The following is a 24979-nucleotide window of genomic DNA, read 5'->3' as shown; positions in this document are numbered from 1 at the left end:
GGAATCAGAACAGCGGCAGCGTGTAGCTGACGATGACGCGGTTCTGGTCGATGTTATTGCCGCCGTTGCTGCGGTAAGTGCCGTTGCGCCACTTCAGTTCGAGGTTCTTCAATGCCCCGCTCTGGAACACGTAACCGATGTCGGTGTTGCGCTCCCATTCGGTTCCCTCCTTGTTGCCGCGTGCGAAATTATCGCCCTGTAGGTAGCGGGTCATGAACGTCAGGCCGGGCAGGCCAACAGCGGCAAAGTCGTAGTCATAACGGGCCTGCCATGAGCGCTCTTCCGGATTGGCGAAGTCCGGAGAAATCATCACGTAGTTGACGAGGAAAGAGTCGGTGCCAGCCAGGTGCGGAAAGCCAGTCTCGCCGTTCATGCGCTGATAGGCGACGCCAAAGCCGTGACCAGCAACGGTGTAGGTGAACTTCGCACCAACAGCCGTATTGTCGACGTTGGTGTTGCCGTCCTTGAGCGAGCGCGCGTACCGCAGATCACTCTTCAAGGATTGAGATTCGCCCAGCGGAAAGTTGTGAACCAGGGTCACGATGTGCTGCTTGTAGTTGTTCTCCAGACCGCCGTAGTTGTAAGACGTAGTCAGCCCCTTGGTCCAGTTGTAGCTGGCACTGGCAAAGTCGAACTTATCGCTCGGGCGGCCGCCCTTGATGCCTTTGCCTTCGGCCTCGATATCTTCGTGCCCGCTGTCGTTGCGTTCGGTGTTGCTGGTCAGCCGCCCGACGTTGAGCGTCATGTCGGTGATGTCTCTGGACGTCACCTGCGCACCACGAAAGGTCTGCGGCAACAGACGGCCATCGTTGGGCAACACGGTAGGCAATTTCGGCAGCAACGTACCGATTCGCAGCACACTCTTGGAGATCCGGGCCTTGGCAGTCACGCCGGCACGGCCGTAATCATCCGGAGCCTTCTCATCCCCAACCGGCAGCAAGCCGGTATTGCGACGGTCCGGGCTCGAATCCAGCTTCAACCCGAACAGGCCGATGGCATCGACCCCGAACCCGACCGCGCCTTCGGTAAACCCCGACTCGTAGTTGAGGATCAGGCCCTGAGCCCATTCATCGCGCTTGGACTGGCTGGCGCCGTCTTGACGGTAGTCGCTGTTGAAATAGAAGTTACGAAATTCGAGATCAGCCTTGCTGTCTTCGAAAAAATCGGCTTCGGCGAAGCCAGGGAAGGTCAGGCTCAGTCCGAGGGCAGCAGACGTGAGGCCGAGAGAAACGGAGCTTTTATGCATTTTTATTCCCGCGTGGCGTAGCTGATTTTTATTGGTTTTGTCGTATGAACCCGGCAACGCGTCAGTCACAGGGCCATGGGAAAAAGCTTACGCGGCGGTATTAGCGATTAAAAATATATAGTTACTACCAACTCCAGACGTTATAGATATGATGAAATCAAAGGCAAAAAAAACACCCCTGCCAGAGGGGTGTTTTGATGATGCGTCGAAACAGTGAGCTTACTGAGCCTGGCTCAACTCCAGCTGACCATCCTTGTTAACCGGGATCTGGCTGCCTGGATCGCGATCCATACGCACCTGACCGACCTTGTCGTTCAACTTGTATTTGACATTGTAGCCAACAACCTTGTCGCTGATATCGTTAACCGTGTTGCAACGGCTTTCGGTCGTGGTGTAGGTGTCGCGATTCTGCATGCCTTCCTGCACCTTGTTACCGGCATAACCACCACCGACAGCGCCCGCAACGGTCGCAATCTTTTTGCCGTTACCACCGCCTACCTGGTTACCGAGCAGGCCACCCGCTACGGCACCGATGACACTACCCACGATCTGGTGCTGGTCTTTGACCGGTGCGCGATGGGTGACCGCGACATCTTTGCACACTTCACGAGGGGTTTTGATCTGTTCTTTCACAGGCTCTACGGCAAGTACCTCCGCGTACTCGGGGCCGCTTGATTTAACGAGGCTATAGGTGGCCAAAGCACCACCGGCGGTTACACCGACAGCACCCAATACAGCACCAACTAGCAACGATTTGTTCACGTGAACCTCCTGACCATATTCAGCGCAATTGCTCGCGCTACTCCCAGCCTTGGAGCACAAAAAAAGGCGCGAGTTCACACTCGCGCCTTTTTGACTGGATGACCGGTCAGGAGCAATCGTTATGGACGATCATCAACCTTGTCGGTAGTCACAGGCGGCAGCAGGTCTTCGGTACGCAAATTCAGCCAGATCAGTACCACGTTGGCGATGTAGATCGAGGAGTAAGTACCGGCCAGCACCCCGATGAACAGCGCGACGGAGAAACCGTGCAGGCTGTCGCCACCGAAGATCCACAGCGCGACGATGGCCAGCAACGTGGAGATCGACGTCGCCATGGTGCGCAGCAGCGTCTGCGTGGTAGAAATATTGATGTTCTCGATCAGCGATGCCTTGCGCAGCAGACGGAAGTTCTCACGAACCCGGTCGAATACCACGATGGTGTCGTTGAGTGAGTAACCGATGATCGCCAGCACCGCTGCCAGTACCGTCAGGTCGAAGGTCACCTGGAAGAACGACAGGATACCCATGGTCACGACCACGTCGTGAATCAGCGAAACGATCGCGCCGACCGCGAATTTCCACTGGAAGCGGAAAGCCAGGTAGACCAGCACGCCGCCCAGGGCGAGCAACATGCCGATACCGCCTTGGTCGCGCAGCTCTTCACCGACCTGCGGGCCGACGAATTCGACGCGCTTGACGGTCACAGGGTTGTCAGCGCCAGTCTTGCGCAGCGCTTCGGCAACCTGAGCACCCAGCTGTGGATCTTCACCCGGCATACGCACGAGCAGGTCGGTGGTAGCACCGAAGCTCTGCACGATAGCCTCGTGATAACCCGAAGCGACCAGCTCCTCACGAACCTTGCCCAGATCGGCAGGGCGCTCGTAAGTCAGCTCGATCAGCGTACCGCCGGTGAAGTCCAGACCGAAATTGAGCCCTTTGCTGAACCAGCTAAATAACGCCAGCGCGGTGAGGAGCATGGTGATGGCGAACGCAACGTTGCGAACGCCCATGAAGTTGATGGTACGTTTCATGGCAGCCCCTTAAATCCACAACTTCTTGAAGTCACGACCACCGAAGATCAGGTTGACCATTGCGCGGGTCACCATGATGGCTGTGAACATCGAGGTAAAGATCCCCAGCGACATGGTCACCGCAAAGCCCTTCACCGGGCCTGTGCCCATGGCGAAGAGAATGCCGCCGACCAGCAGCGTCGTCAGGTTGGCGTCGAGGATCGCGGTGTAGGCGCGGTCGAAACCTTCGTTGATCGCACGTTGCACGGTCATGCCATTGGCGATCTCTTCACGAATACGCGAGAAGATCAGCACGTTGGCGTCCACCGCCATACCCATGGTCAGCACGATACCGGCGATACCCGGCAGGGTCAGCGTTGCACCCAGCAGCGACATCAGTGCCAGCAGCATGACCATGTTGAAAGCCAGTGCGACCGTCGCGATTAGACCGAAGAAGCGGTAGATGGCGAGAATGAACAGCGAGACGAACAGCATGCCCCACAGGGATGCGTGGACACCCTTGGTGATGTTGTCGGCACCCAGGCTCGGGCCAATGGTACGTTCTTCAGCGAAGTACATCGGCGCGGCCAGACCACCAGCGCGCAGCAGCAGCGCAAGCTCCGACGACTCGCCCTGACCGTTCAGGCCAGTGATGCGGAATTGAGCCCCCAGCGGCGACTGAATGGTCGCCAGGCTGATGATCTTCTTCTCTTCCTTGAAGGTCTGCACCGGAACGTCTTTCTCGACGCCACCCACAACCTGTTTGGTGTAGGTGGTCGTCGGTTTCTGTTCGATGAAGATCACGGCCATGCTTCGACCGACGTTGGCGCGGGTCGCGCGGCTCATCAGATCGCCACCGTGACCATCGAGTTTGATGTTCACTTGCGGACGGCCGTGTTCGTCGAAGCCCGCCTTGGCGTCGGTGACCTGGTCGCCGGTGATGATCAGACCACGCTCGACGGCGGCAGCCGGACGATCGCCTTCGCGGAACTCGAACATTTCGGTGGTGGCCTTGGAGTCATCGGGACCTGCGCCCAGACGGAACTCAAGGTTGGCGGTCTTGCCGAGAATACGCTTGGCTTCGGCGGTGTCCTGCACGCCTGGCAGCTCGACCACGATGCGGTTGGCACCCTGACGCTGAACCAGTGGCTCGGCCACGCCCAGTTCGTTGACCCGGTTACGGACGGTGGTCAAGTTCTGCTTGATCGAGTATTCGCGGATCTCGGCGACCTTGGCCTGAGTCATGGCCAGACGCAGGATCGGCATCTCGCCACGATCGCTCATGATGATATCGAAATCGGTGTAATCCTTGCGGATCAGGGCACGGGCCTGTTCGCGCGAATCGGTGTCGCTGAAACCCAGCTGAATGACATTGCCATCTTGCGGCAGGCTGCGATAACGCAGTTTTTCCTTGCGCAGCAGACTTTTCACTTCACCTTCGTAGACGTTCAGACGTGCGCTGAGGGCCTTGTCCATGTCGACTTCAAGGAGGAAGTGCACGCCACCGGAAAGGTCAAGACCCAGCTTCATCGGGCTTGCGCCGATGCTGCGCAACCATTTCGGAGTGGTCTGTGCCAGGTTCAGTGCAACGACGTAGTCGTCACCCAGCGCCTTGCGCGCGACATCCTTGGCTGGCAGCTGGTCTTCCTGTTTGGTCAGACGCAACAAACCGCCCTTGCCATTCTCGGCCAGAGACGCGCCCTTGACCGCGATGCCAGCATCGGTAAGCGCCTTGCTTACGCGATCCAGATCAGCCTGGTTGACCTGCAGCGCGGTGCTTGCGCCGCTGACCTGAATAGCCGGGTCATCAGGGTAGAGATTGGGTGCGGAATAAATAAAGCCGACCACCAGCACTGCCAGGATCAGGATGTATTTCCACAGAGGGTATTTGTTCAACATCACGCCGCCTGCTTAGAACGCGGGGCGCCTTGCGCGCCCCGTCGATTGGTAAAGGACTGAATCAGAGGGCTTTCAAAGTGCCCTTAGGCAGGGTGGCAGCGATTGCGCCCTTCTGGAACTTCAGTTCTACAGTGTCGGAAACTTCGAGCACGACGAAATCGTCGGTCACTTTGTTGATCTTGCCAGCGATACCGCCAGTGGTGACGACTTCATCACCTTTCTGCAAGTTGCCCAGCAGGTTCTTTTGCTCTTTGGCGCGCTTGGCCTGTGGACGCCAGATCATCAGGTAGAAGATGACCAGGAAGCCGACCAGGAAGATCCACTCGAAACCGCCACCCATTGGGCCCGCAGCGGCAGGTGCCGCAGCATCAGCCATGGCGTTAGAGATGAAAAAGCTCATTTAACACTCCAGTTGCATAATTTTAATAATAAGAAGCGGTTAGACCGGCTGTCAGTCAATCCAGCGGCGGCGTCGCAAGCCCGCGTTTGGCATAGAACGTATCGACAAAGGCGGCCAATGTACCCTGTTGAATAGCCTCGCGCAAACCAGCCATAAGCAGCTGGTAATGCCGCAAATTGTGGATCGTATTGAGCATGCTCCCCAGCATTTCGCCGCACTTGTCCAGGTGATGCAGATAAGCGCGGGAGAAGTTCTGGCAGGTATAGCAATCGCAGGTCGGATCCAGCGGCGACTCATCGTAACGATGGAACGCGTTTCGAATCTTCAGAACACCGGTGTCGATGAACAGATGACCGTTGCGAGCATTGCGCGTAGGCATGACGCAGTCGAACATGTCGACTCCGCGCCGCACACCTTCAACCAGGTCTTCGGGCTTGCCTACACCCATAAGGTAACGAGGTTTGTCAGCCGGCATACGGCCTGGCAAGTAGTCCAGAACCTTGATCATTTCATGCTTGGGTTCGCCCACCGACAGACCGCCGATGGCCAGGCCGTCGAAGTCCAGCTCGCTCAAGCCTTCCAGCGAGCGCATCCGCAGGTTTTCATGCATGCCGCCCTGAACGATCCCGAACAGCGCCGCAGTGCTCTCGCCATGAGCGATCTTCGAACGCTTGGCCCAGCGCAGAGACAGCTCCATCGAAGTACGCGCGACATCTTCGTCGGCCGGGTACGGGGTGCATTCGTCGAAGATCATCACGATGTCAGAGCCGAGATCGCGCTGAACCTGCATCGACTCTTCAGGCCCCATGAACACCTTGGCGCCGTCGACCGGAGACGCGAAGGTGACGCCCTCTTCCTTGATCTTGCGCATGGCACCGAGGCTGAACACCTGGAAGCCACCGGAGTCGGTCAGAATCGGGCCTTTCCACTGCATGAAATCGTGCAGGTCGCCGTGGCCCTTGATCACTTCGGTGCCAGGACGCAGCCAGAGGTGGAAGGTGTTGCCGAGGATGATCTGCGCACCCGTGGCTTCGATATCACGAGGCAGCATGCCCTTGACTGTGCCGTAGGTACCGACCGGCATGAACGCCGGGGTTTCGACCACGCCACGGGGGAAGGTCAGACGACCACGACGAGCCTTGCCATCGGTGGCCAACAGCTCGAACGACATACGACAGGTGCGACTCATGCTAGATCCTCTGGGGCCGAGTCCGCCGGGCTTGAAGCCTCAGGGGCAGTCGGCGCGGGATTGCGCGTGATGAACATCGCATCCCCGTAACTGAAGAAGCGGTACCCGTGCTCCACTGCAGCCGCGTAGGCCGCCATGGTTTCCGGGTAACCGGCGAAGGCCGAAACCAGCATCAACAGCGTGGATTCAGGCAAATGAAAGTTGGTGACCAGGGCATCGACCACGTGAAACGGCCGCCCCGGGTAGATAAAGATGTCGGTGTCGCCGCTGAACGCCTTGAGCACGCCATCACGCGCGGCACTCTCCAGAGAACGCACACTGGTAGTCCCCACCGCGACCACTCGACCGCCGCGCGCACGGCACGCCGCCACGGCATCGACCACTTCCTGAGTGACTTCCAGCCACTCGTTGTGCATGTGGTGATCCTCGATGCGCTCGACGCGCACCGGCTGGAACGTTCCCGCACCGACGTGCAGCGTGACGAAGGCGGTTTCGACGCCCTTCTCCGCAATCGCGTCCATCATCGTCTGATCGAAATGCAGCCCCGCCGTTGGCGCCGCCACCGCACCTGCACGCTGCGCGTACACAGTCTGATAACGCTCGCGGTCGGCGTCTTCATCCGGGCGATCTATATAAGGAGGCAACGGCATATGCCCGACGCGCTCGAGCAGCGGCAGCACCGGCTCGGCAAAACACAGCTCGAACAACGCATCATGGCGCGCGACCATCTCGGCCTCGCCACCGCCATCGATGAGGATCGACGAACCCGCTTTCGGCGACTTGCTGGAACGCACATGAGCCAGCACGCGGTGCTGATCAAGTACGCGCTCCACCAGAATTTCCAGCTTGCCGCCCGAGGCTTTCTGCCCGAACAAACGCGCAGGAATCACCCGGGTATTGTTGAAAACCATCAAATCGCCGGGACGCAAATGCTCCAGCAAATCAGTGAATTGGCGATGAGCCAGCGCACCGCTCGGCCCGTCTAGGGTCAGCAAACGGCTGCCGCGACGCTCCGCCAAAGGGTGGCGAGCGATCAGGGCATCAGGGAGTTCGAAGGTAAAGTCAGCAACACGCATGATGGGGTTCGTCTAGCAGGGCCGGGAAGTTTAGCCGAAAACATGAAAATTGACCATGAAACATGATTGACCAACGGTAGGCTCGTCTCTATACTTCGCCGCCATTGAGCCCTGATGGCGGAATTGGTAGACGCGGCGGATTCAAAATCCGTTTTCGAAAGGAGTGGGAGTTCGAGTCTCCCTCGGGGCACCAAACAGCAGCACCTTCAAGTGGTTACGTAGCTTGAAGCACAAAAAAACCGGCCAGATTTGAGCCGGTTTTTTTGTGGGCGGGATTTGGTGATTCAGCAGCACCAGGGCATCTGATGCGCCATGCCGGCGCCAGTGCTGGAAGGCTTCAGGCCAGGCTGGAAATCACTGGCTCCAGCGTTTTCCGCGGACAGTCGCTGCATGCCACGGCTTCAGGGCGCAAATAGCCCAAGATGCGGATCAGCGTCATGGGTCACCAACAACGCGACTCACGCCAACTCCAATGGTCAGGCGCTCATGGCTACGTGCGTGTAAAAAGGCCAAATACTGAGCCGACGAAGGTATCTAGAGCGCAATTACGTTTTCGACCGATTTCCGTATCCAGAACCTCGCTTACCTCAGTCAGAAATTCGAACAATCCGCAATTAAAGTAATACTCTACAAACATCAATTCCTGATTGAACGGCGGATCATAGTAATCCACGAACTGCCCTACTGAAAATTTTCTTAGATAGCGCTTTATTTGCTGCCTCAACAAAAATATATCCAGCCAATAGTACTCCTGCACATAGTCGTGCACTATCTCCGGCAACGTGACTTGCACCTCGTCCGAATCTTCCCCCGAGAATGCGTCGACTGCTCTGCCTGCCTCATACATAAACCCCATGATATGCCAATATGCCACACGCCCGCCTTAATCAGTAAACATCGACCGGCCCGTCGCAGGACCTTAAACCCCATCCAGAAACGCACTTGCTTCAGGGGATGGGAAAAGCAGTCAATACGTAATACGGCATAGAATTGAACTCCCTGAATTCAATAACCACCTCTACACGCCGCATTTCTACTTGCACATCCGGCTCTTCCTTCATCACGCCCCAGCCTACGACCCTATCCAGAGTCAGCTTGAATGAAACCACGTGTTTCCTTAGGTATGCGGCGACGAGTGAGTGCAACTTTATTCTCAGGTTATGAACGTGCACTACCTCCTTTAACGCCCACTCCGCAGTCTCAATATCGCTGAAAGTCGAAACCCTCCCTATACTTCTCATATCTGTGCCCCTGGCGTGACAACCAATGTCTATTTACGAATAAAAAATGAAAAAGCGTTGCCAATAATTACGTCCACAAAACGAGCTCTCTTCTTAGGGATTTCCGCATCTAAAAGCGTCAATACCTGATGCAAAAACGGGAATAATTCACATTGGAAATAATACTCGACGAAACACAACTCTTGATTGAACGGTGGGTCGCGATGATCTACCTTGCCATCCACCGCATACTTAGCCAAATAATTTATTATCTGCCTGCGCAACAAGAAAACATCAAGCCAATAATAATCATTCACATACGTATGAACAATTTCTTCCAAGGTATCGGGAACAATCACCTCGCCCTCCGGCATGAATTCGCCAACTGCCTCCCCGACGTCGTACATAAACCCCATAATATGACCGTATGCCATAGCTCCCTCATACTCTTAAAAACTAGAAACCAATCCGTCAAGCCAGATTAAGGCACTGGAAAAGCCGTAAATATGTACATCGGCATATTATTGAATTCTTTAAGCTCAATAATGACTCTAACCTTAGTCATCTCTAAAGGCACATCCGGAGCTACCCGTTTGATCCCCCACCCCACGGGGGTATTAAGCTCCATATTCAAAACAAGTCTCTCTTTTTTCAGTAGGAACCGCGCCTTTGAATAAAACTGGATTTTCAGTCTATTAGCCCGTAAAACTTGACTAACTGCCCATTCAGCCATCTCTACGGTCCGAAATGTAGACATGACTTCTGCATTACTTCTTTTCTTCAAGCGTCTCTGTAGCCCCGCCAAGACCATTGCGATGTGAAACTGTTTAGTATGCCCGCCAATGCCATTCCTAGGGGCATTAGGAAATCTTTCACTTACTTCGACCGTCATCCTCCCCGCCCGCACCGAAGAAATCCTGAACGCGTTATAGAGCGAAGCCGTAGATAGCGGCACCGCAAACTCAGCCGCAAGCGCGACGACTTGTCCGGTGGTGCGCGATGCACCCATCACTTCAGCAGCGCTCATGCCAGCTCTGAACGCATATGAGTCAGTTTCTTTGCCGGTTACCAATTGGTGTGCGCCGGCCGCCAACTGGTCGGCGGCGTGTACGCCCAATGCGACACAGCCTACTTTGGAAATCATCGTAGGTTCCGGGATGGCGCATAACACCCCAGCGCCGGCGAGTTCGATGATGCCTCCTACCAAACGCAGGCTGCCAAGGACTCGATTGGTGGAAATTTCATAGGGTGAGAGGGACTCGCGCTCCAGAATGGCTGCCATTTGGGCAAGGCTGAGCGTGACGCGAAACTCGTCCTGGTCGGGCAAAGGTCATTTCCTTATGATTAATGGATTGAGATTCCCAAAGTCGAGGACGTCAAAAAGACAGGTACTGCCGTGTGAATGCAGTGCTGCGCCAAGCAATTAATCAGCTGAGATTTTTGCTCTATGGGGAGTAGAAACTAGCGCGGGCTTTTTTGAGCAACAAGGCGGACGGCGAAAATCAGAAATGCCCTACAGGCATAGGGACTATTGGCTACAGATTGAGTATGGGCGGTCGGGTGTGTGAGCTTCACTCACTGTAGACATCACGACTTGCCATGCGACCCCGGACACGAGGTGTGACAATTCAGGTATTGGCTAGAAGAAAAAATCGCCTGAAAATGCGCCCGCCAAAAATCAGGAAGATCCCAATGGAAGTGGAACGTGTCCGGCACCTAGACTGCAGCGAGCCTGATAAATTCGGGATGCATGAGTACTACTATGAGTGGGATGACTACTGGTTCACTGACGGAGCCCTGTTCCTCTTGGCCCGAAGCCACACCGACGAACCGGAAGAAGCGGACTTTATGGGAATCAATCTTGATGGGGAATCTCGAGAAATCGCGCTGACGGACTTAAGCCACCCGTTATTTATAGCGGCATATGCCTATCTGTTGACCGAGGGGAAGGTTAAATTCAATCGGTTCACTGGCAAAGGGTACAAAGTCATGGATACACTTTCGCCAAACGAGATCTGAATGGGTGTCAGAACAGAAAGACTGGCGCGGACTATTTTGGCCAGTGGCACGGAGGAGAAAATGCAGAAATATCCTACGGGTCACTGTAGAGTCGCTTTCCGTTCGCAGACCACCTAGAGTGACCTGAACCACTTTACTAGATCAGCGAGCAAAGACCTGTGCGTCTCCGCCTCTCTCTGCTGAATCATCGGTAATACCTGAGAGAACAGAACCGATTCTTCGTAGCCAAATCGCTCAAGTACGAAGAGCAGGTTGTCATCATAGGGAAAGATTGCATCCAGTGAGTAATCCATCTCATCGCACTTTTTCAAATACGCCATCATATCTTTCTTAAGCGATCTAATTGCCAAGTATGATTTTTTGTCCACCCACAAAATCACGACTCCTTCCACTGAGAGCTGCTCGGTTCGCACTTCCTCAGGAAGATGATCCTGTATCCCATCCCCAAGGTCACACATAAAGCTATAAAGCTGACGATAGCTACGCATTACTGCCCCTATAACTGTGTCAATTGTGATAACCAATCTCTGATCTGAGCCACGCACTGAAGTCTTTGAGCACGGATCTATTTGTATTTACAGCCCTGGCCTTGAGTATCAGCAATACCTCGCCAAGCAATTCGGGTTCCTCACAGCCGAATCTTTCAGGTATGAATAACAGATCAAAATCAAAAAAGATCTGGTCAACCGAAAGGTCCCCCACGCTGGATTTTTTTATGTACGACGAGATATCCTTCTCAAGCGAACGGATGGCTAAGCAGGATTTGTTATCAACCCACTGAGCGACTATCTGATCTAAAGAAAGTGGTGCTGTCCGCTGTTCCTCCGGCAAATGATCTTGGATACCATCACCTAATTCCCGCATAAAATAGATCAGTTCCATATAGCTACGCATGACCACCTCAAAGGACGGAAACTAGCGCGGGCTTTTTTGATGAACAAGGCGGGAATGGAAATTCAGAAATGCCCTACAGGTAGAGGCGCAATTGGGCTACAGGTTTGGGTACGAAGGCGGGATAGGTGGGGTGTATTTGCCTCTGGCGAATGAACTCGCTTCTACGGCGGGGCGACGCAAAAGCTTCTGTCATAGGTATCGCAAGCATTGGGTTGGCTGCGGCAGAAGTCATCCTGCCGCAGCATCTCTCATCGCTCACTACATTTAGAAATCCTGCGAAGTAGGCCGCAGTACGATCTCGTTGATATCCACATCGCCTGGTTGCTCGATCGCGTAGGCAATCGCACGAGCAACCGACTCAGCCGGGATGGCCTGTTTGTAGAACTCATTCACGACATCGGCACTTGGCTGGTGGCCACTGCCGAATTTCAGTTCGGAGTCCACTGCACCCGGTTCGATGGTGGTGGTGCGGATTTTTCCGCCGACTTCGTGGCGCAGGCCGTCGGAGATGGCGCGGACGGCGTATTTGGTGCCGCTGTAGACGGAGCCGCCCGGGCTGAAGACCTTGATGCCGGCCACGGACGAGATGTTGATGAAGTGGCCGAAGCCTTGGGCTTCGAATTTTGGCAGTGCGGCGGCGATGCCGTACAGCACGCCTTTGACGTTGATGTCGATCATGCGGTCCCACTCGTCGACGCGCAGTTCGGCGATGGGCGAGATTGCCATGAAGCCGGCGTTGTTGATCATGACGTCGACTTTTCCGAAGTCGTTGACGGCGTTTTCGATCAGGGCGGTCAGGTCTTCTCTGCGGGTGACGTCGACGGTGTAGGCGGATGCTTCGCCGCCAGTGGCTTTGATTTCCTTGACGATGACGTCCATGCGCTCCTGGCGACGAGCGCCGAGGACGACTTTGGCGCCGAGTTTTGCCAAGTGGCGGGCGGTAGCTTCGCCCAGACCGCTGCTCGCGCCGGTGATGACGACGACTTTGCCTTGGATGCCGTTGCTCATGGTGAATCTCCTGCAGAGGGTGGGAAGTGGTTGAGCAGGAGTTTGCAGTGGATCTTCTGCTCAGAAAATGGAAGAGTTTGGCTTTTAGAATTCCACTTTCTGGAACACGCTGTTCATCTCATCGGCGCGACAAGGATCCCGATCAATGCTCAATCGCATGGAAATGCTCCGTGTCTTTCTGGTCGCGGTGGAAGCGCCGAGCTTTCGCGAGGCTGCGCATCGGCTGGGGACATCGCCGCAGAAGGTGACGCGGGCGGTCAAGGAGTTGGAGCGCACCTTTGCCGAGCCGCTCTTTCATCGCAGCACACGACAGGCGACGCTCACGGCGTTCGGGGCAGAGATCGCGCAGCAGGCGCGGGAGACGCTGAATCAGTTTGACCGGCTATTCGTGTCGCACTCAAAACCGCAGAGCGCCGATATCGCTGGCCGTGTCGGGATCACCGCACCCCATGCCATCGGCAAGCTGTACATGGCGGAGTTTTTAAAGCCGCTGATGCAACAACATCCGGGGCTGCGAATCGAGTTGAATCTGGATGACCAACTGACGGATGCGGTGCTGTCGCGGATCGACATCGGGATCCGTATCGGGGCGGTGCGTGATCGGCGATTCATCGCGCGGGCAGTGGCTCAGGTGCCGCTGAAGATCGTGGCGGCCCCCGCGCTGATTGCAGCGGTGGGCGCACCGTCGAGCATGGAGGCGCTCAAGCCGTTGCCGCTGTCGGTGCTGATCGACCGGAACAACGGCAGGCCGTGGCCGTGGTTTTTTTCGGACGGTGAGAGTTACTTGCCGCCCTCCCCTGCGTTCAGCTGCGATGACCCGGAAACGGAGCTGGAGTTTGTCCTGGCCGGTCTGGCGTTCGGGCAGATGCCGCACTATCTGGCGGAGCCTCATCTGAGTGATGGCTTGCTGGTCGAGGTGCTCGCCAACTGCGCGCCGCCGACGGTGGACTTGATTGTGTACCGCACACAGTCGGGGCCGGTGCCGCCCAGAATCCGATTGGTGTATGACCATCTGATCGCCTGTCTTTCGGACGATGCGATGTTTCCCAAGCCCTCGAGGGATAACGGATAGGGTTGGCGTGTTCGGTTTTGCTCTGAGCCCGGATTCGACCACCTGCCCTTTTTCGTGCCCTCGCCCCTGCAAAACCCCAGTTCTCAACTAGCCTGAAAATTGACTGATCCAGAGCGAATGGACCAAACGTTTAACCTCGCTGATCGGATAAAAACAACAATGAAAGATCCCTATGCGTTCGGTTTTTACTGCGCCATGTTCGCCCTAGCAGCGATGACCGGCGCGGTGTTCTACGAGTCCTACACGGGTGCGGGCATTTCGGGGTCGGCACGGGCGTATGACGTCATCAACTCCTGTTCTGCGCTGGTTCAGGCCCTGGCGGCGATAGGCCTGGTAGGGCTGGCGTTCAAGGCGTACCGGGCATGGAAGAACGAGATCATTCACAACAAGGCGCTGGGCATCATATGGGATGCCAATGTGGCGTTTCGCGAGATCGAGCTGAGCTTCAACGAGTGGTTTTTCGGCCCCAATGCTGTGGACAAGGCCAACAGCGATGGCACGCGGATCACCTCGCAACTGGCTGCGAGCCCCTTCGGCGCAAGCCTGCGCAGTTTCAAGAAGCAGTGCATTCTCATCGACAAGGTGGTGATCAAGGACAACTGGCAATGGGTGAACCACGCCACCGAGCTGGACATGCTGGCGCGCGTGTTGAGCATGGACGCCTTTCGCCCGACCACCAAGGCCAAGGAAACCGCCAACATCATCGACTTTCTCTACTCTCGCGAAGGCGAGGCGCTGAAACGCACTCAGGGCGAGTGGGAAATGCTGATGAAAGTGATTGAGAAAGATCTCGCCGCACTGGAAGCCGAGTACAGCGAATAGGTGGCACAGGCGGTGCGGCAACATTGATAGAACTGTTCGGTTGAGGGCCGGGTCGAACGGCATGCCTTCCGCCGGATGTTCCTGCGGCTAACCCTTATCGAGGCCGCTGGCTCTCATGTTCGAACACCTCGACGTCAACTCTCTACTTGTGAATTACGGCTACTGGGCGGTGTTCATCGGCTGCCTTCTCGAAGGCGAAACCATCCTGATCCTGGGTGGCCTGGCCGCGCATCAGAGCTCGTTGCGGCTGGTGCATGTGATCGTCATCGCCACTATGGGCGGGATGCTGGGCGACCAGATCCTGTTCTGGACTGGACGCTACTACGGCCCGCGCCTGCTGCCGCGCCTGCATCGACAACAGGCAACCATCGACCGGGTTTCCGGGCTGATCGAGCGCTACCCGACAGCGTCGATTTTCTCTGTGAGATTTCTCTACGGCATGCGTCTGATTGGCCCATTGGTGATCGGTGCGAGTCGACTGTCACCGATTCGTTTTTCCCTGATCAACCTGTTGGGCGCGGCGGTATGGGCCACGCTGTTTGTCATGGCCGGTTACTGGGCCGGCGAGGCATTGGAGAACCTGCTGGGTAACCTGAAACCTTATCGACTGCCGATTTTCATTGGGGTTGTGGTGGTTGCTGCGGGGGTGGCGTCGTTTCGGCATTATCGGGCGAAGACTCGTGCCGCGCAGTCCTCACAAAATGAAAGTAAAGCAACTCGACATTAAGCTACGCCCCTCCCCCGACCGATGTCGCACGAAGCTCCATACCGAGCGCATGCATAACCTTCACCACAGTGTCGAAGCGTGGTTTGGCGCCTGGAGACAGCGCTTTGTACAGACTTGCTCTTCCAAGTCCCGAGGCTTGCGCGATAGCCGACATACCACGCGCTTTGGCAACGTAACCTATTGCCCTGACAAATTCGTCGCTATCGCCGTCAGCCAGTACCTGGGTGAGGTACTCACCAACGGCCTCATCGGTGTCCAGAAACGAAGCCACATCGAAAGGTATAAGTTTCTTACTCATGCTCTAGCCTCTTTCCCAGTTTTTGAGCTCGGCGAATATCTGCGGACTGGCTCGACTTATCCCCGCCAGCGAGCAAAACGATCAGTGCTTCGTCACGGAAAGTGAAATAAATTCGATAGCCGCCTATGTCCAGACGCATTTCCGGAATACCGCCGCCTATCGACTTGAAATCCCCAAGATTACCTGCGGCAGCACGGTCAATACGACGAACAATCGCAAGCTTCGCCTGCAGATTGCGTAACCCGGAATGCCAATTCGCAAACTCCTCGGTTTGCAACACGGTGTACATAAGCGAGTGTATCCGAACGAAGACAAAGCGCAATGTTACAGATGGCGGATACGGATCGAACGTTACATAGTTACCACCCTCAACCTGGACTTCTTCCCACATGGAATCGACGCGATGAACAAACGCATCACCGCAAGCCTCTTGCTCGGGCTCACCGGCTGGGCTCACGCACAGGCCGCCGAGCCGACTTCGCACCTGGATGCAGTGCTGCAGAGGGGCGAGCTGGCCGTCTGCACCACGGGCGATTACAAGCCATATACCTTTCTCAAGCCGGATGGGCAGTACGAGGGCATCGACATCGAGTTGGCGCAGTCACTTGCCCAGAGCCTGAACGCGAAGATCCAGTGGGTGCCAACCACGTGGAAAACCTTGATGACCGATTTCACCGCGGGCAAATGTGACATCGCGGTGGGCGGTATTTCGGTGACGCTGGAGCGTCAGAAGAAAGCGTTTTTCAGCGACACACTGGACATCGACGGCAAGGTGCCATTGGTGCGTTGCGCCGACGTGTCGAAATACCAGACTGTCGAGCAGATCAACCAGGCCGGGGTGCGCCTGATCGAGCCTCAGGGCGGTACCAACGAGGCGTTCGCACATGCGTTTCTGCCCAGGGCCAGCCTCGAGTTCCATGACAACAAGACCATTTTCCAGCAGTTGCTGGACAACAAAGCCGACGTGATGATCACCGACGCCTCGGAGGCGCTGTATCAGCAGAAGCGCATGCCGGGGCTGTGCACGGTCAACCCGTCGCGTTACATGCAATACGGCGAGAAGGCCTACCTGCTGCCTCGCGATGACATGGCGTGGAAAAGCTACGTCGATCAATGGCTCCACCTGAGCAAGGCCACCGGGGTGTATCAGAAAGTGGTGGGCGAATGGCTGGCGATGCCTGCCCAGTAGGCTTCTGGCGCAAGTGAGGGTTGTGCAAGCATCTGGCTATTCAGCATCATGCTCGACATGACCCTCGGCAAAGGACCTCGCCGCCTTCATGAAAACCAGCAAGAGCATCACCCGTGCCTTCTGTGTCGAGCTACAGCAGGAGCTGTCGATTGTGGCGGCACGACGTGAGTATTTTTCTCAAGAGCCACCGCGGACGCGATTCAGTTTTCTGTGCTCGACCGAAGCGTGTCGCGCCCGGGGAGTGAAGATCACGGGTGTGCGCTACGACGTGAAACCGCAGGAGCACCCGACTTTTGTGGCGGCCCATTTCCGGGCAAATCCCAATTACCAGCACCACGCCGATTGCGAATGGGTGGATGAAGCGGATGGCGTCGAGGACGAGCCCAAGGTCAAGGAAACCGAAGAGGAAACGGCGCTGCGCAAGGCCAAGCGCAAGCTGGACGATTACATCGACGTGTTTGACCCGTCACTCAAGGAACGGGGGAAGCCCGAGCCTTCTTCAGTCACGGCTGACAAGCCAGTCGAGGATAGTCCTGCGACGCCAAAGGCACCGTCCGACGCACCAAAGAGCAAACAGCCGACCGAGACTCGCACCAACAACCTGGAGCGCCTGGTGGACAGCTTTCGTCAGGCCCAGGCGAATCTCAGCAAGGAAGAGTTCGCTTTGCTGACGCTGCGGATCCCGGGCCAAGGCGAAGTGTCGCTGCGCTCCTACTTTCGCCACATCAAGTTCGCGCAAGTGAGCGACGATCGACGCGTGCTCTACGGTGGCGGCCTGGTGGAACGCTACGGCACGGGGTTCAAGTTCAAGTTCTTCGATCGCCTGCAGGGCAAGCTGGTAACGCTGTACGTCTCTCCCGCGCAAATGCAGGCCTATCGCTCAAGCCGCTACATCAGCGAGTTGCTGAGCCATGCAGACGAGGTGCGTTTCTTTACCGTGTTTGCCTTGGGCACATTGGCTCAAAGCCCTTCAGGCAAGAGTTTCAGCGTGGAAATCGAGGACCTGCGCCATCTGGCAATCGTGCTGGGCCCGGCAAAGAAGACGGCGGCGGATTAAGCCGTCTTCCTCGACCTGATGTACACGAGGAAGCCGTCCAGGTCCGAGCCGGAGAGCATCCGCGCCACCGATTTCACTTCTTCCATCGGCCAGTCCCACCAGGCGGCTTCCAAAAGTTGGTCACGAATCGCTTCTTCAAAACGCCAGCGAATGAACTTGCAAGGGTTCCCGCCCACCACCGCGAAGGGCGGCACGTCGCGGGCCACCACCGCCCCGGCGGCCACGATGGCGCCATGGCCGATGGTCACGCCGGACAGAATGGTCGCATCGGCGCAGATCCAGCAGTCGCTGCCGATCACCACGTCGCCCTTGCTGGGTGCGTAGTCCTTGATGTCTTCCAGACCTTTCATCATGGCCGGGAATGGGTAGGTGGTCAGCCAGTCGGTGCGGTGCTCACCGCCCAGCAGCACCTTCACCCCTGCGGCGATCGAGGTGTAGGAGCCAACGCGAAGGACAGTGTCATCGCCGAACTCGAATACTTCCGGTATGCCATAGGTGCCGTTCCCCACAACATAGCGCGGGTAACGCAGACGAATCTTTTCCGGCTCCCGTTCGAGTTTGTCGAGGCTGCGCAGGCGCTTTCGGGTTTTTCTGGTTTTCAGCAGGTGCAGGAATTTCATGCGGGTGTCCGTGAACAGAAGCAGGCACGACAGAGGCTGATCAACTGCTCTGGCGATGCAGCAGGAGGCGTTTGAAGCGACGCAGGGTGGTTCTGTTGAACTGCCGAAGCGGAATCGACCGCAGCAATGTCCAGGCGTACTTCTTGTCGTTGACCACGGCGTACTTCAACGCCTTGTTGATGATCGCCGTCAGACCACGGTTGTAGGACGGATGCGACCGATAAGGCGCAATGGTGCGCATGTCTGCATCCAGCAAAACCTTGTAGCGGCGCGACAGGTTGTTGGGGTGACGGCGGTAGCGCGTGACACTGACAGGCAGGACGTGGACCTCGTAACCCTGATTGGCGATCTTCAGGGTCATCTGAAAATCCTGAACCCTGATCTCGGGATCGTAAAACCCTACAGTCCTGAGTGCGTCCATCCGGTACAGCGAAACAGGAGCCCCTACGACGATGGCGTCGCCGAGGATTTCGTCGAAGCTGAGTTTCTGGATACCTGCCAGCTTTTGCGTCTTGGTGTCGTTACCGTCGGAGTCCATGTAGATGATCAGCGCACCGACACAGCCGACTTCAGGATGTTGGTTCAGGTAATCGGCACGCAGACGCACCGATGACGGCAGCATGATGTCATCCAGATCAGGGGTGCAAACGTACTCTCCCCGGGCATGTTTCAGACCATGATTCAGTGCTGCGCTGACGCCTTGGTTGGCTTGGGCGTAGAGCTGAAAGTCGTACTTTCCTTGCAGCGCCTGAAGCATTGCCACGCTGTTATCGGTCGAGCCATCGTCGACGATGATGACTTCGAAATTCTGATAGTCCTGGGCGAAGATGCTCGCCATGGCAACGTCCAGATACCTTTCTGCGTTGTAGCAGGGCGCAATGATCGATACGAGGGGAATCGAGTCATTGTTCAGCCGGATTTCTGGAGTGATTTGGTCAGTCATAATTCTGTTTGTAGTTTCTCTACGACTGGATCGGAGCAGTTTCGCTACGATCCTTGTACAAAACTGACACATGATGCGGCAAAGCGACGACCTTTGTCATGGCCTGATTAGAGCACTGCGCGCTAAAAATGAGCATTTTGCTTACCCACCCTAGTAAAGCACCTACAGAGAACTCCAGTGAAACCCCATGAAAAAACCCCGCTGCTCTTTCGGGCAGCGGGGTTTTGTTTGTTTCATTTCAGATGTTAAGGAGCTGCGTACGTAATCAACAGCTCTTTGGTTACCTGAAAGTCCAGCGACATCGCCACGCTCAAGGCCGTGATGGTGAAGATGGAGAACACGAACAGCTTGCGTGCCCAAACGGTGTCGTCTTTGGCCTTGTAACCGGTCCAGGCCATGTACAACCAGTACATGCCCATCGCAGCGGCAACGGCCAGGTAGTTGAGCCCGGCGTAACCGCCGAAGGTCAGCATCAGGGTCGCCAGCACGAAAGCCAGGATGTAGATCAGGATGTGCCGCTTGGCCACCCGGATACCGCGCTTGACCGGCAGAACCGGAATCGAGGCAGCCAGATAGTCGTTGAAGCGGAAGATCGCGATCGCATACGAGTGAGGCATCTGCCACAGGCTGAACATGACCAGCAAGGTCAGCGCGGCGAGGTCGAAGCTGTTGCTCACAGCGACGTAGCCGATCACCGGAGGCATCGCGCCCGACAGACTGCCAACCAGTGTCCCGTGAACGGATTTGCGCTTGAGGTACAGGCTGTAGAAGCCAACGTAAATCACAAAACCGATCACTGCGAACAGGGCTGCCAGCGGGTTAGCCTTGTAATACAGCAGGCCAACACCGACCACACCCAGCACCGTGGCATAGGCCAGAGCCAGTTTCAGAGAAACCAGCCCCTGGACCAGAACACGGTTTTTGGTGCGTTCCATCTTCAGGTCGATATCGCGGTCGATGCAGTTGTTGAAGACACAACCGGATGCAACCACCAGCGAAGTACCGATCATCGCGATCAGGAACAGGCCGAAATCGACATGCCCCTTGGATGCGAGGAAAAAGCCACCAGCCACCGAAAGCACGTTACCGAAAATGATCCCCGGTTTGGTGATTTGGATAAAGTGCTTCAGTGACATCAGGTTTTCCTCACTTCGCCATCATGAAGGTGTGAATGCTGAACATGATCCAGACACTCAAACCAACCAGCAGCAAGATCACCAGCGTTGCGAACGCAAACGCGATTACGTTGTTGCGCTGGGCCGCGGAACGATCCAGGTGCAGGAAGTACACCAGGTGAACCAGAACCTGCACGACTGCGAAGATCAGCACGATCCACAGAGTCGCGACTTTCGAGATCGTCGGGAACATCACCAGACCGAATGGAATCGCGGTCAGGATGATCGACAGTACGAAACCGACCATGTACGACTTGAAGCTGCCGTGGCTGGAATCGTCATGGGATTGATGTGAATTAGCCATTTAAATGGTCCCCATCAGGTAGACAACGGTGAACACGCAGATCCAGACCACGTCCAGGAAGTGCCAGAACAGGCTGAGCATGCTCAGACGGGTTTGGTTGGTCGACGTCAGGCCGTTCTTGCTGACCTGATACATCATGATCGCCATCCAGATCAGACCGCTGGTCACGTGGACACCGTGGGTACCGACCAGCGTGAAGAACGCCGACAGGAAACCGCTGCGGTTAGGGCCGTAGCCTTCGGAGATCAGCAGGTGGAATTCGTTGATTTCCATGCCGATGAAGCCCAGGCCGAACAGGAAGGTCACGAACAACCAACCCAGAACGCCAGACTTGTTGCCTTTGTGCATCGCCAGCATGGCGAAGCCGTAGGTGATCGAGCTGAGCAACAGGCAGGCGGTTTCGCCGAGCACGTATGGCAGTTCGAAGATGTCGTGGCCCGAAGGACCACCGGCAACGTTGTTCACCAGTACTGCATAGATTGCGAAGATCGACGCAAACAGAATGCAGTCGGTCATCAGGTAGATCCAGAAGCCGTAGATCTTCATCTCGCCGGCGTCGTGGTGACCGTGGTCATGCTCATGGTCATGACCGTGGTCGTGACCCTTCGCACCTTCAAATACTAAGTTCGACATTGTTTATGCCTGCTCCAGCTTGTTGACAGGAGTGTTCGCCTGGGCGTTACGCACCGAGGCCAGGATCTTGTGTTGCTCGCCTTCGATACGTGCCACTTCCGAAGCAGGAACCATGTAGCCCTGATCGTCACGTGCAGCGTGGATGACGAAGTAAACGATGGTGCCTACCAGGCTCACGCCCGCCAGCCAGAAGATGTGCCAGATCATCGCGAAACCGAAGACCGTCAGCAGCGCACCCATGACCAGACCGGTAGCGGTGTTGTTCGGCATGTGGATGTCGGAGTACTTGGCCGGAACCGAGTAAGCCTCGCCATCACGCTTGGCTGCGTAGAACGCGTCGATCTCGTTCGCCTTCGGCAGTTCTGCGAAGTTGTAGAACGGAGGTGGGGACGAAGTCGACCATTCCAGGGTGTGGCCATTCCATGGGTCACCGGTCAGATCGCGGTTCTGCTCGCGGTCACGGATGCTCACGTAGATCTGGATCAACTGGCAGGCGATACCGACCATGATCAGCGCCGCGCCCCAGAAGGCAACGTGCAGATACGGAGTCCAGTCCGGGTTGTCAGTGGTGTTCAGACGACGGGTCATGCCCATGAAGCCCAGAGCGTACAGCGGCATGAATGCCACGTAGAAGCCCGAGATCCAGAACCAGAACGCTGCCTTGCCCCACTTCTCGTTCAGCTTGAAGCCGAACGCTTTAGGGAACCAGAACGCGAAACCTGCGATGTAACCGAATACGGCACCACCGATGATCACGTTGTGGAAGTGCGCGATCACGAACAGGCTGTTGTGCAGAACGAAGTCGGCACCCGGGATAGCCAGCAGAACGCCGGTCATACCACCGATGGAGAAGGTCACCATGAAGCCCAGGGTCCAGCACACTGGCGCGGTGAAGCGCAGACGGCCCTGGTAGATCGTGAATAGCCAGTTGAATAGTTTCACACCCGTCGGGATGGAAATCAGCATCGTCGCCAGACCGAAGAAGGCGTTGACGCTTGCACCCGAACCCATGGTGAAGAAGTGGTGCAGCCAGACCATGAAGCCCAGAATCGAGATCGCGCCGGAAGCGTAGATCATCGAGTGGTGGCCGAACAGACGCTTGCCGGTGAAGGTCGAGATGACTTCGGAGAAGACACCGAACGCCGGCAGAATCAGGATGTAAACCTCAGGGTGACCCCACGCCCAGAACAGGTTCACGTACATCATCGGGTTACCACCCAACTCGTTCGTGAAAATGTGGAAGTCAAGGTAACGGTCGAGGGTCAGGAACGCCAGGGTGCCGGTCAGGATCGGGAACGAGGCCACGATCAGGACGTTGGCCCAGGTGCAGGTCCAGGTGAAGATCGGCATGTCCATCAGCTTCATGCCGGGAGTACGCATCTTCAGAACGGTAACCAGGAAGTTCACGCCCGTCAGTGTCGTACCCAGACCCGATAGCTGTAGAGCCCAGATGTAGTAGTCGACACCCACGCCCGGGCTATAACCCAGCTCGGACAGCGGCGGATAGGCAACCCAACCGGTACGTGCGAATTCACCAACGCCCAGAGACACGTTCACCAGAACCACACCGGAGATCAGCAGGTACAGGGACAGCGAGTTCAGGAACGGGAAGGCAACGTCGCGAGCGCCGATCTGCAGAGGCAGAACGATGTTCATGAGACCGGTGAAGAACGGCATCGCCATGAAGATGATCATGATCACACCGTGAGCGGTGAAGATCTGGTCATAGTGTTCAGGCGGCAGATAGCCAGGCGAACCCTCGGTGGCCAAGGCCAGCTGGGAACGCATCATGATGGCGTCGGCAAAACCGCGCAGCAGCATGACCATGGCGATGATGATGTACATCACGCCGATTTTCTTGTGGTCGACCGAAGTCAGCCACTCGGTCCACAGGTAGGTCCACTTCTTGAAATACGTGATCAGACCGAAGACCGCCGCACCGCCGATAGCGATCATGGCAATCGTGATCATGACTATCGGTTCGTGGAACGGAATCGCGTCCAGACTTAATTTACCAAACATCGTTTACTCCTCTGCCTGCGCAGCTGAATGCTTACCCATGTCCATCCCTTCCATACCGGCCACTTCTTTCTTCTCGTGTTCAATCTTGCCCGGCTTCATACCTTCATACTTGTCGATGATGATCTGGAACAGGTTCGGAGTGACCGTGGAGTAGAGTTCAACGGGGTTACGTTCGCTAGGTTTGGCCAGAGCGGTGTATTCAGCCGTTGCCAGCTGTTTAGGTGAATTCTTGACTTCAGCAACCCAGGCGTCGAAGTCAGCCTGCGAGGTCGCGGTCGCCTTGAATTTCATGCCGGTGAAACCTGCGCCGCTGTAGTTGGCGGAGATGCCATCGAACTCGCCGTTTTCGTTGGCGATCAAGTGCAACTTGGTCTGCATGCCGGCCATCGCGTAGATCTGGCCACCCAGTGCAGGAATGAAGAACGAGTTCATGACCGAATCAGAGGTGATGCGGAAATTGATCGGGGTGTTCGCCGGGAAGACGATCTTGTTGACGGTGGCAATGCCCTGTTCCGGGTAGATGAACAGCCATTTCCAGTCAAGCGCGACCACTTCGATGGTCACAGGCTTCACGTCCGATTCAAGAGGACGGTATGGGTCCAGTGCGTGGGTGGACTTGTAGGTCACGTAGCCCAGCACGATGATGATGGCCAGCGGAACCAGCCAGACAACCAGTTCAATCTTGGTCGAATGCGCCCAGTCAGGCGTGTAAGTGGCGCTCTTGTTCGATGCGCGATACTTCCAGGCGAAGATGATGGTCATGAAAATGACCGGCACCACCACCAGCAGCATCAGCAAGGTAGCGGTGATGATCAGATCACGCTCCTGCACGCCGACATGGCCCTTGGGATCCAGCAGGGTGTAATCGCACCCGCTGAGCAGGAGCATGCTGAAAAGGGCCAAGAAGCCAAAAAACCTGGGGTACCTTTTTTTACTCATCTCACGACCTCTAAAAGCAGCTTTCGCATCGCAGTTGGGTTTCGACCGCCAACACTTCACCCTGCCAGGTGCTGGCAAATTTTTGGATTGAACAGGGGCCTGTCAGGAAGCGTGTGGCCTCGTAACAAATCCGGGTTTAGCTGTGGTTTCTTATTCGAATGGTGGCAACCGCCGAAGCGGTCCAAATCCCTTGGCGCAGACATTCTGAACGTGACGCAGGAGGCCATCCAAACGGCGTCTACAAAGGCGTAAAAACGCTTTCTGACCTCGATTTCCGCCGACCATCAAGTGACGGGGGCGTTAATTGGGGGCGATTGTAGATACGTAAAGTTTTATTGACTATGAGTCATTGCGCAACAGTTAATTTCCGATTCTGTAAGAATGCGGTCTTATGTCGCACCTCGAAAAGCCCGGATAGCCCCAAATTTCCTAAGGAATTCGGGGCAGTCTTTACC

Annotated in this window: 28 protein-coding genes and 1 tRNA gene; 7 read left to right on the top strand and 22 right to left on the bottom strand. The window is 56.2% G+C overall.

What is annotated here, in order from left to right; all coding sequences use genetic code 11:
• Positions 1 to 4 precede the first annotated feature (4 nt).
• The 7 genes from BWR59_RS11310 to queA form a co-directional block, all read right to left on the bottom strand.
• Positions 5 to 1246: an OprD family porin gene (locus tag BWR59_RS11310; protein WP_081565723.1), complete on the bottom strand. Its 1242-nt coding sequence runs from the start codon at positions 1244 to 1246 to the stop codon at positions 5 to 7.
• Between the two features lie 219 nt (positions 1247 to 1465).
• Positions 1466 to 2008 (bottom strand): glycine zipper 2TM domain-containing protein, encoded by a 543-nt coding sequence (locus BWR59_RS11305; RefSeq protein WP_081565722.1) that lies wholly within the window; start codon positions 2006 to 2008, stop codon positions 1466 to 1468.
• A 119-nt stretch (positions 2009 to 2127) separates the two neighbouring features.
• Positions 2128 to 3039 carry a protein translocase subunit SecF gene (gene secF / locus BWR59_RS11300; RefSeq protein WP_081565721.1) on the bottom strand — a complete coding sequence of 304 codons (912 nt, stop codon included), beginning with the start codon at positions 3037 to 3039 and terminating at the stop codon, positions 2128 to 2130.
• Between the two features lie 9 nt (positions 3040 to 3048).
• Positions 3049 to 4917 (bottom strand): protein translocase subunit SecD, encoded by a 1869-nt coding sequence (secD, locus tag BWR59_RS11295; RefSeq protein ID WP_081565720.1) that lies wholly within the window; start codon positions 4915 to 4917, stop codon positions 3049 to 3051.
• A gap of 61 nt (positions 4918 to 4978) precedes the next feature.
• Positions 4979 to 5317, bottom strand: coding sequence for a preprotein translocase subunit YajC (gene yajC, locus BWR59_RS11290; protein WP_081565719.1), 339 nt, complete (start codon positions 5315 to 5317; stop codon positions 4979 to 4981).
• A gap of 55 nt (positions 5318 to 5372) precedes the next feature.
• A complete protein-coding gene (gene tgt / locus BWR59_RS11285) occupies positions 5373 to 6488 on the bottom strand; it encodes a tRNA guanosine(34) transglycosylase Tgt (protein WP_143490821.1) in 1116 nt (371 codons plus the stop codon).
• Positions 6489 to 6502: 14 nt separating this feature from the next.
• Complete coding sequence (gene queA / locus BWR59_RS11280) at positions 6503 to 7582, bottom strand: tRNA preQ1(34) S-adenosylmethionine ribosyltransferase-isomerase QueA (RefSeq protein ID WP_081565717.1); 1080 nt, start codon at positions 7580 to 7582, stop codon at positions 6503 to 6505.
• Positions 7583 to 7690: 108 nt separating this feature from the next.
• Here queA and BWR59_RS11275 point away from each other — a divergent pair.
• A tRNA-Leu gene (locus tag BWR59_RS11275) sits at positions 7691 to 7775 on the top strand.
• A 297-nt stretch (positions 7776 to 8072) separates the two neighbouring features.
• Here the strand turns inward: BWR59_RS11275 and BWR59_RS11270 are convergent.
• The 3 genes from BWR59_RS11270 to BWR59_RS11255 form a co-directional block, all read right to left on the bottom strand.
• On the bottom strand, positions 8073 to 8456 hold the full coding sequence (locus BWR59_RS11270; RefSeq protein ID WP_081565716.1) for a hypothetical protein: 384 nt from the start codon (positions 8454 to 8456) through the stop codon (positions 8073 to 8075).
• A 396-nt stretch (positions 8457 to 8852) separates the two neighbouring features.
• Complete coding sequence (locus tag BWR59_RS11260; protein WP_081565714.1) at positions 8853 to 9236, bottom strand: hypothetical protein; 384 nt, start codon at positions 9234 to 9236, stop codon at positions 8853 to 8855.
• Between the two features lie 47 nt (positions 9237 to 9283).
• Positions 9284 to 10129, bottom strand: a complete 846-nt coding sequence (locus tag BWR59_RS11255; RefSeq protein ID WP_081565713.1) for an RNase A-like domain-containing protein — start codon at positions 10127 to 10129, stop codon at positions 9284 to 9286.
• 365 nt (positions 10130 to 10494) lie between these two features.
• Between BWR59_RS11255 and BWR59_RS11250 the strand changes: the two genes are divergently transcribed.
• Positions 10495 to 10821 (top strand): hypothetical protein, encoded by a 327-nt coding sequence (locus tag BWR59_RS11250; RefSeq protein ID WP_081565712.1) that lies wholly within the window; start codon positions 10495 to 10497, stop codon positions 10819 to 10821.
• Positions 10822 to 10934: 113 nt separating this feature from the next.
• Here the strand turns inward: BWR59_RS11250 and BWR59_RS11245 are convergent, their stop codons facing one another.
• From BWR59_RS11245 to BWR59_RS11235, 3 genes are all read right to left on the bottom strand, one after another.
• Positions 10935 to 11309 (bottom strand): hypothetical protein, encoded by a 375-nt coding sequence (locus BWR59_RS11245; protein ID WP_081565711.1) that lies wholly within the window; start codon positions 11307 to 11309, stop codon positions 10935 to 10937.
• 19 nt (positions 11310 to 11328) lie between these two features.
• On the bottom strand, positions 11329 to 11703 hold the full coding sequence (locus tag BWR59_RS11240) for a hypothetical protein (RefSeq protein ID WP_143490814.1): 375 nt from the start codon (positions 11701 to 11703) through the stop codon (positions 11329 to 11331).
• A gap of 276 nt (positions 11704 to 11979) precedes the next feature.
• Positions 11980 to 12723 carry an SDR family oxidoreductase gene (locus BWR59_RS11235; protein WP_081565709.1) on the bottom strand — a complete coding sequence of 248 codons (744 nt, stop codon included), beginning with the start codon at positions 12721 to 12723 and terminating at the stop codon, positions 11980 to 11982.
• A gap of 145 nt (positions 12724 to 12868) precedes the next feature.
• Here BWR59_RS11235 and BWR59_RS11230 point away from each other — a divergent pair, with 145 nt between their 5' ends.
• The 3 genes from BWR59_RS11230 (at position 12869) to BWR59_RS11220 (ending at position 15344) form a co-directional block, all read left to right on the top strand.
• Positions 12869 to 13795, top strand: a complete 927-nt coding sequence (locus BWR59_RS11230) for a LysR family transcriptional regulator (RefSeq protein WP_081565708.1) — start codon at positions 12869 to 12871, stop codon at positions 13793 to 13795.
• A 159-nt stretch (positions 13796 to 13954) separates the two neighbouring features.
• Entirely contained in the window at positions 13955 to 14617 is a 663-nt protein-coding gene (locus tag BWR59_RS11225) for a hypothetical protein (RefSeq protein WP_081565707.1), read from the top strand.
• A gap of 115 nt (positions 14618 to 14732) precedes the next feature.
• A complete protein-coding gene (locus BWR59_RS11220; RefSeq protein ID WP_081565706.1) occupies positions 14733 to 15344 on the top strand; it encodes a DedA family protein in 612 nt (203 codons plus the stop codon).
• A 1-nt stretch (position 15345) separates the two neighbouring features.
• On the opposite strand, the gene BWR59_RS11215 is transcribed toward BWR59_RS11220, so the two are convergent.
• Together BWR59_RS11215 and BWR59_RS11210 are read right to left on the bottom strand one after the other, a co-directional pair.
• Complete coding sequence (locus BWR59_RS11215; RefSeq protein ID WP_081565705.1) at positions 15346 to 15642, bottom strand: addiction module antidote protein; 297 nt, start codon at positions 15640 to 15642, stop codon at positions 15346 to 15348.
• Entirely contained in the window at positions 15635 to 15931 is a 297-nt protein-coding gene (locus BWR59_RS11210; RefSeq protein WP_081566024.1) for a type II toxin-antitoxin system RelE/ParE family toxin, read from the bottom strand. Before BWR59_RS11210 ends, BWR59_RS11215 begins: the two co-directional genes overlap by 8 nt.
• Before the next feature lie 114 nt (positions 15932 to 16045).
• Here BWR59_RS11210 and BWR59_RS11205 point away from each other — a divergent pair, with 114 nt between their 5' ends.
• Entirely contained in the window at positions 16046 to 16831 is a 786-nt protein-coding gene (locus tag BWR59_RS11205) for a transporter substrate-binding domain-containing protein (protein ID WP_081565704.1), read from the top strand.
• An 88-nt stretch (positions 16832 to 16919) separates the two neighbouring features.
• A complete protein-coding gene (locus BWR59_RS11200) occupies positions 16920 to 17888 on the top strand; it encodes an ATPase (protein WP_081565703.1) in 969 nt (322 codons plus the stop codon).
• Here BWR59_RS11200 and BWR59_RS11195 read toward each other — a convergent pair.
• The 7 genes from BWR59_RS11195 to cyoA form a co-directional block, all read right to left on the bottom strand.
• The gene (locus tag BWR59_RS11195; protein ID WP_081565702.1) at positions 17885 to 18508 is read right to left on the bottom strand and encodes a CatB-related O-acetyltransferase; all 624 of its coding nucleotides are present in this window, start codon (positions 18506 to 18508) and stop codon (positions 17885 to 17887) included. The two genes, BWR59_RS11200 and BWR59_RS11195, sit on opposite strands and share 4 nt — an antisense overlap.
• 40 nt (positions 18509 to 18548) lie before the next feature.
• Positions 18549 to 19451: a glycosyltransferase family 2 protein gene (locus BWR59_RS11190; protein WP_081565701.1), complete on the bottom strand. Its 903-nt coding sequence runs from the start codon at positions 19449 to 19451 to the stop codon at positions 18549 to 18551.
• Positions 19452 to 19696: 245 nt separating this feature from the next.
• Complete coding sequence (gene cyoE / locus BWR59_RS11185) at positions 19697 to 20587, bottom strand: heme o synthase (protein WP_081565700.1); 891 nt, start codon at positions 20585 to 20587, stop codon at positions 19697 to 19699.
• A gap of 10 nt (positions 20588 to 20597) precedes the next feature.
• Positions 20598 to 20930, bottom strand: coding sequence for a cytochrome o ubiquinol oxidase subunit IV (cyoD, locus tag BWR59_RS11180; protein ID WP_081565699.1), 333 nt, complete (start codon positions 20928 to 20930; stop codon positions 20598 to 20600).
• Positions 20931 to 21563 (bottom strand): cytochrome o ubiquinol oxidase subunit III, encoded by a 633-nt coding sequence (locus BWR59_RS11175; protein ID WP_081565698.1) that lies wholly within the window; start codon positions 21561 to 21563, stop codon positions 20931 to 20933.
• Between the two features lie 3 nt (positions 21564 to 21566).
• A complete protein-coding gene (cyoB, locus tag BWR59_RS11170; RefSeq protein ID WP_081565697.1) occupies positions 21567 to 23585 on the bottom strand; it encodes a cytochrome o ubiquinol oxidase subunit I in 2019 nt (672 codons plus the stop codon).
• A gap of 3 nt (positions 23586 to 23588) precedes the next feature.
• Positions 23589 to 24524, bottom strand: a complete 936-nt coding sequence (gene cyoA / locus BWR59_RS11165) for a ubiquinol oxidase subunit II (RefSeq protein ID WP_081565696.1) — start codon at positions 24522 to 24524, stop codon at positions 23589 to 23591.
• Between the last annotated feature and the right edge of the window lie 455 nt (positions 24525 to 24979).

The organism is Pseudomonas sp. Bc-h, from assembly GCF_002080045.1.
GTDB lineage: Bacteria > Pseudomonadota > Gammaproteobacteria > Pseudomonadales > Pseudomonadaceae > Aquipseudomonas.
Note: the sequence above shows the minus strand (reverse complement) of the source record. Positions and strands in the feature narration are given on the sequence as shown.

What these genes read in the sequence shown, in the direction of transcription:
- BWR59_RS11225 (WP_081565707.1), top strand. Translation starts at nt 13,955, where the DNA reads ATGAAAGATCCCTATGCGTTCGGTTTTTACTGCGCCATGTTCGCCCTA.
- BWR59_RS11175 (WP_081565698.1), bottom strand. Translation starts at nt 21,563, where the DNA reads ATGTCGAACTTAGTATTTGAAGGTGCGAAGGGTCACGACCACGGTCAT.
- secF (WP_081565721.1), bottom strand. Translation starts at nt 3,039, where the DNA reads ATGAAACGTACCATCAACTTCATGGGCGTTCGCAACGTTGCGTTCGCC.
- BWR59_RS11205 (WP_081565704.1), top strand. Translation starts at nt 16,046, where the DNA reads ATGAACAAACGCATCACCGCAAGCCTCTTGCTCGGGCTCACCGGCTGG.
- BWR59_RS11215 (WP_081565705.1), bottom strand. Translation starts at nt 15,642, where the DNA reads ATGAGTAAGAAACTTATACCTTTCGATGTGGCTTCGTTTCTGGACACC.
- BWR59_RS11230 (WP_081565708.1), top strand. Translation starts at nt 12,869, where the DNA reads ATGCTCAATCGCATGGAAATGCTCCGTGTCTTTCTGGTCGCGGTGGAA.
- BWR59_RS11190 (WP_081565701.1), bottom strand. Translation starts at nt 19,451, where the DNA reads ATGACTGACCAAATCACTCCAGAAATCCGGCTGAACAATGACTCGATT.
- cyoB (WP_081565697.1), bottom strand. Translation starts at nt 23,585, where the DNA reads ATGTTTGGTAAATTAAGTCTGGACGCGATTCCGTTCCACGAACCGATA.
- queA (WP_081565717.1), bottom strand. Translation starts at nt 7,582, where the DNA reads ATGCGTGTTGCTGACTTTACCTTCGAACTCCCTGATGCCCTGATCGCT.
- BWR59_RS11210 (WP_081566024.1), bottom strand. Translation starts at nt 15,931, where the DNA reads ATGTACACCGTGTTGCAAACCGAGGAGTTTGCGAATTGGCATTCCGGG.
- yajC (WP_081565719.1), bottom strand. Translation starts at nt 5,317, where the DNA reads ATGAGCTTTTTCATCTCTAACGCCATGGCTGATGCTGCGGCACCTGCC.
- BWR59_RS11245 (WP_081565711.1), bottom strand. Translation starts at nt 11,309, where the DNA reads ATGCGTAGCTATCGTCAGCTTTATAGCTTTATGTGTGACCTTGGGGAT.
- cyoD (WP_081565699.1), bottom strand. Translation starts at nt 20,930, where the DNA reads ATGGCTAATTCACATCAATCCCATGACGATTCCAGCCACGGCAGCTTC.
- BWR59_RS11195 (WP_081565702.1), bottom strand. Translation starts at nt 18,508, where the DNA reads ATGAAATTCCTGCACCTGCTGAAAACCAGAAAAACCCGAAAGCGCCTG.
- BWR59_RS11310 (WP_081565723.1), bottom strand. Translation starts at nt 1,246, where the DNA reads ATGCATAAAAGCTCCGTTTCTCTCGGCCTCACGTCTGCTGCCCTCGGA.
- BWR59_RS11200 (WP_081565703.1), top strand. Translation starts at nt 16,920, where the DNA reads ATGAAAACCAGCAAGAGCATCACCCGTGCCTTCTGTGTCGAGCTACAG.
- BWR59_RS11220 (WP_081565706.1), top strand. Translation starts at nt 14,733, where the DNA reads ATGTTCGAACACCTCGACGTCAACTCTCTACTTGTGAATTACGGCTAC.
- BWR59_RS11250 (WP_081565712.1), top strand. Translation starts at nt 10,495, where the DNA reads ATGGAAGTGGAACGTGTCCGGCACCTAGACTGCAGCGAGCCTGATAAA.
- BWR59_RS11235 (WP_081565709.1), bottom strand. Translation starts at nt 12,723, where the DNA reads ATGAGCAACGGCATCCAAGGCAAAGTCGTCGTCATCACCGGCGCGAGC.
- BWR59_RS11240 (WP_143490814.1), bottom strand. Translation starts at nt 11,703, where the DNA reads ATGGAACTGATCTATTTTATGCGGGAATTAGGTGATGGTATCCAAGAT.
- cyoA (WP_081565696.1), bottom strand. Translation starts at nt 24,524, where the DNA reads ATGAGTAAAAAAAGGTACCCCAGGTTTTTTGGCTTCTTGGCCCTTTTC.
- secD (WP_081565720.1), bottom strand. Translation starts at nt 4,917, where the DNA reads ATGTTGAACAAATACCCTCTGTGGAAATACATCCTGATCCTGGCAGTG.
- BWR59_RS11260 (WP_081565714.1), bottom strand. Translation starts at nt 9,236, where the DNA reads ATGGCATACGGTCATATTATGGGGTTTATGTACGACGTCGGGGAGGCA.
- tgt (WP_143490821.1), bottom strand. Translation starts at nt 6,488, where the DNA reads ATGTCGTTCGAGCTGTTGGCCACCGATGGCAAGGCTCGTCGTGGTCGT.
- cyoE (WP_081565700.1), bottom strand. Translation starts at nt 20,587, where the DNA reads ATGTCACTGAAGCACTTTATCCAAATCACCAAACCGGGGATCATTTTC.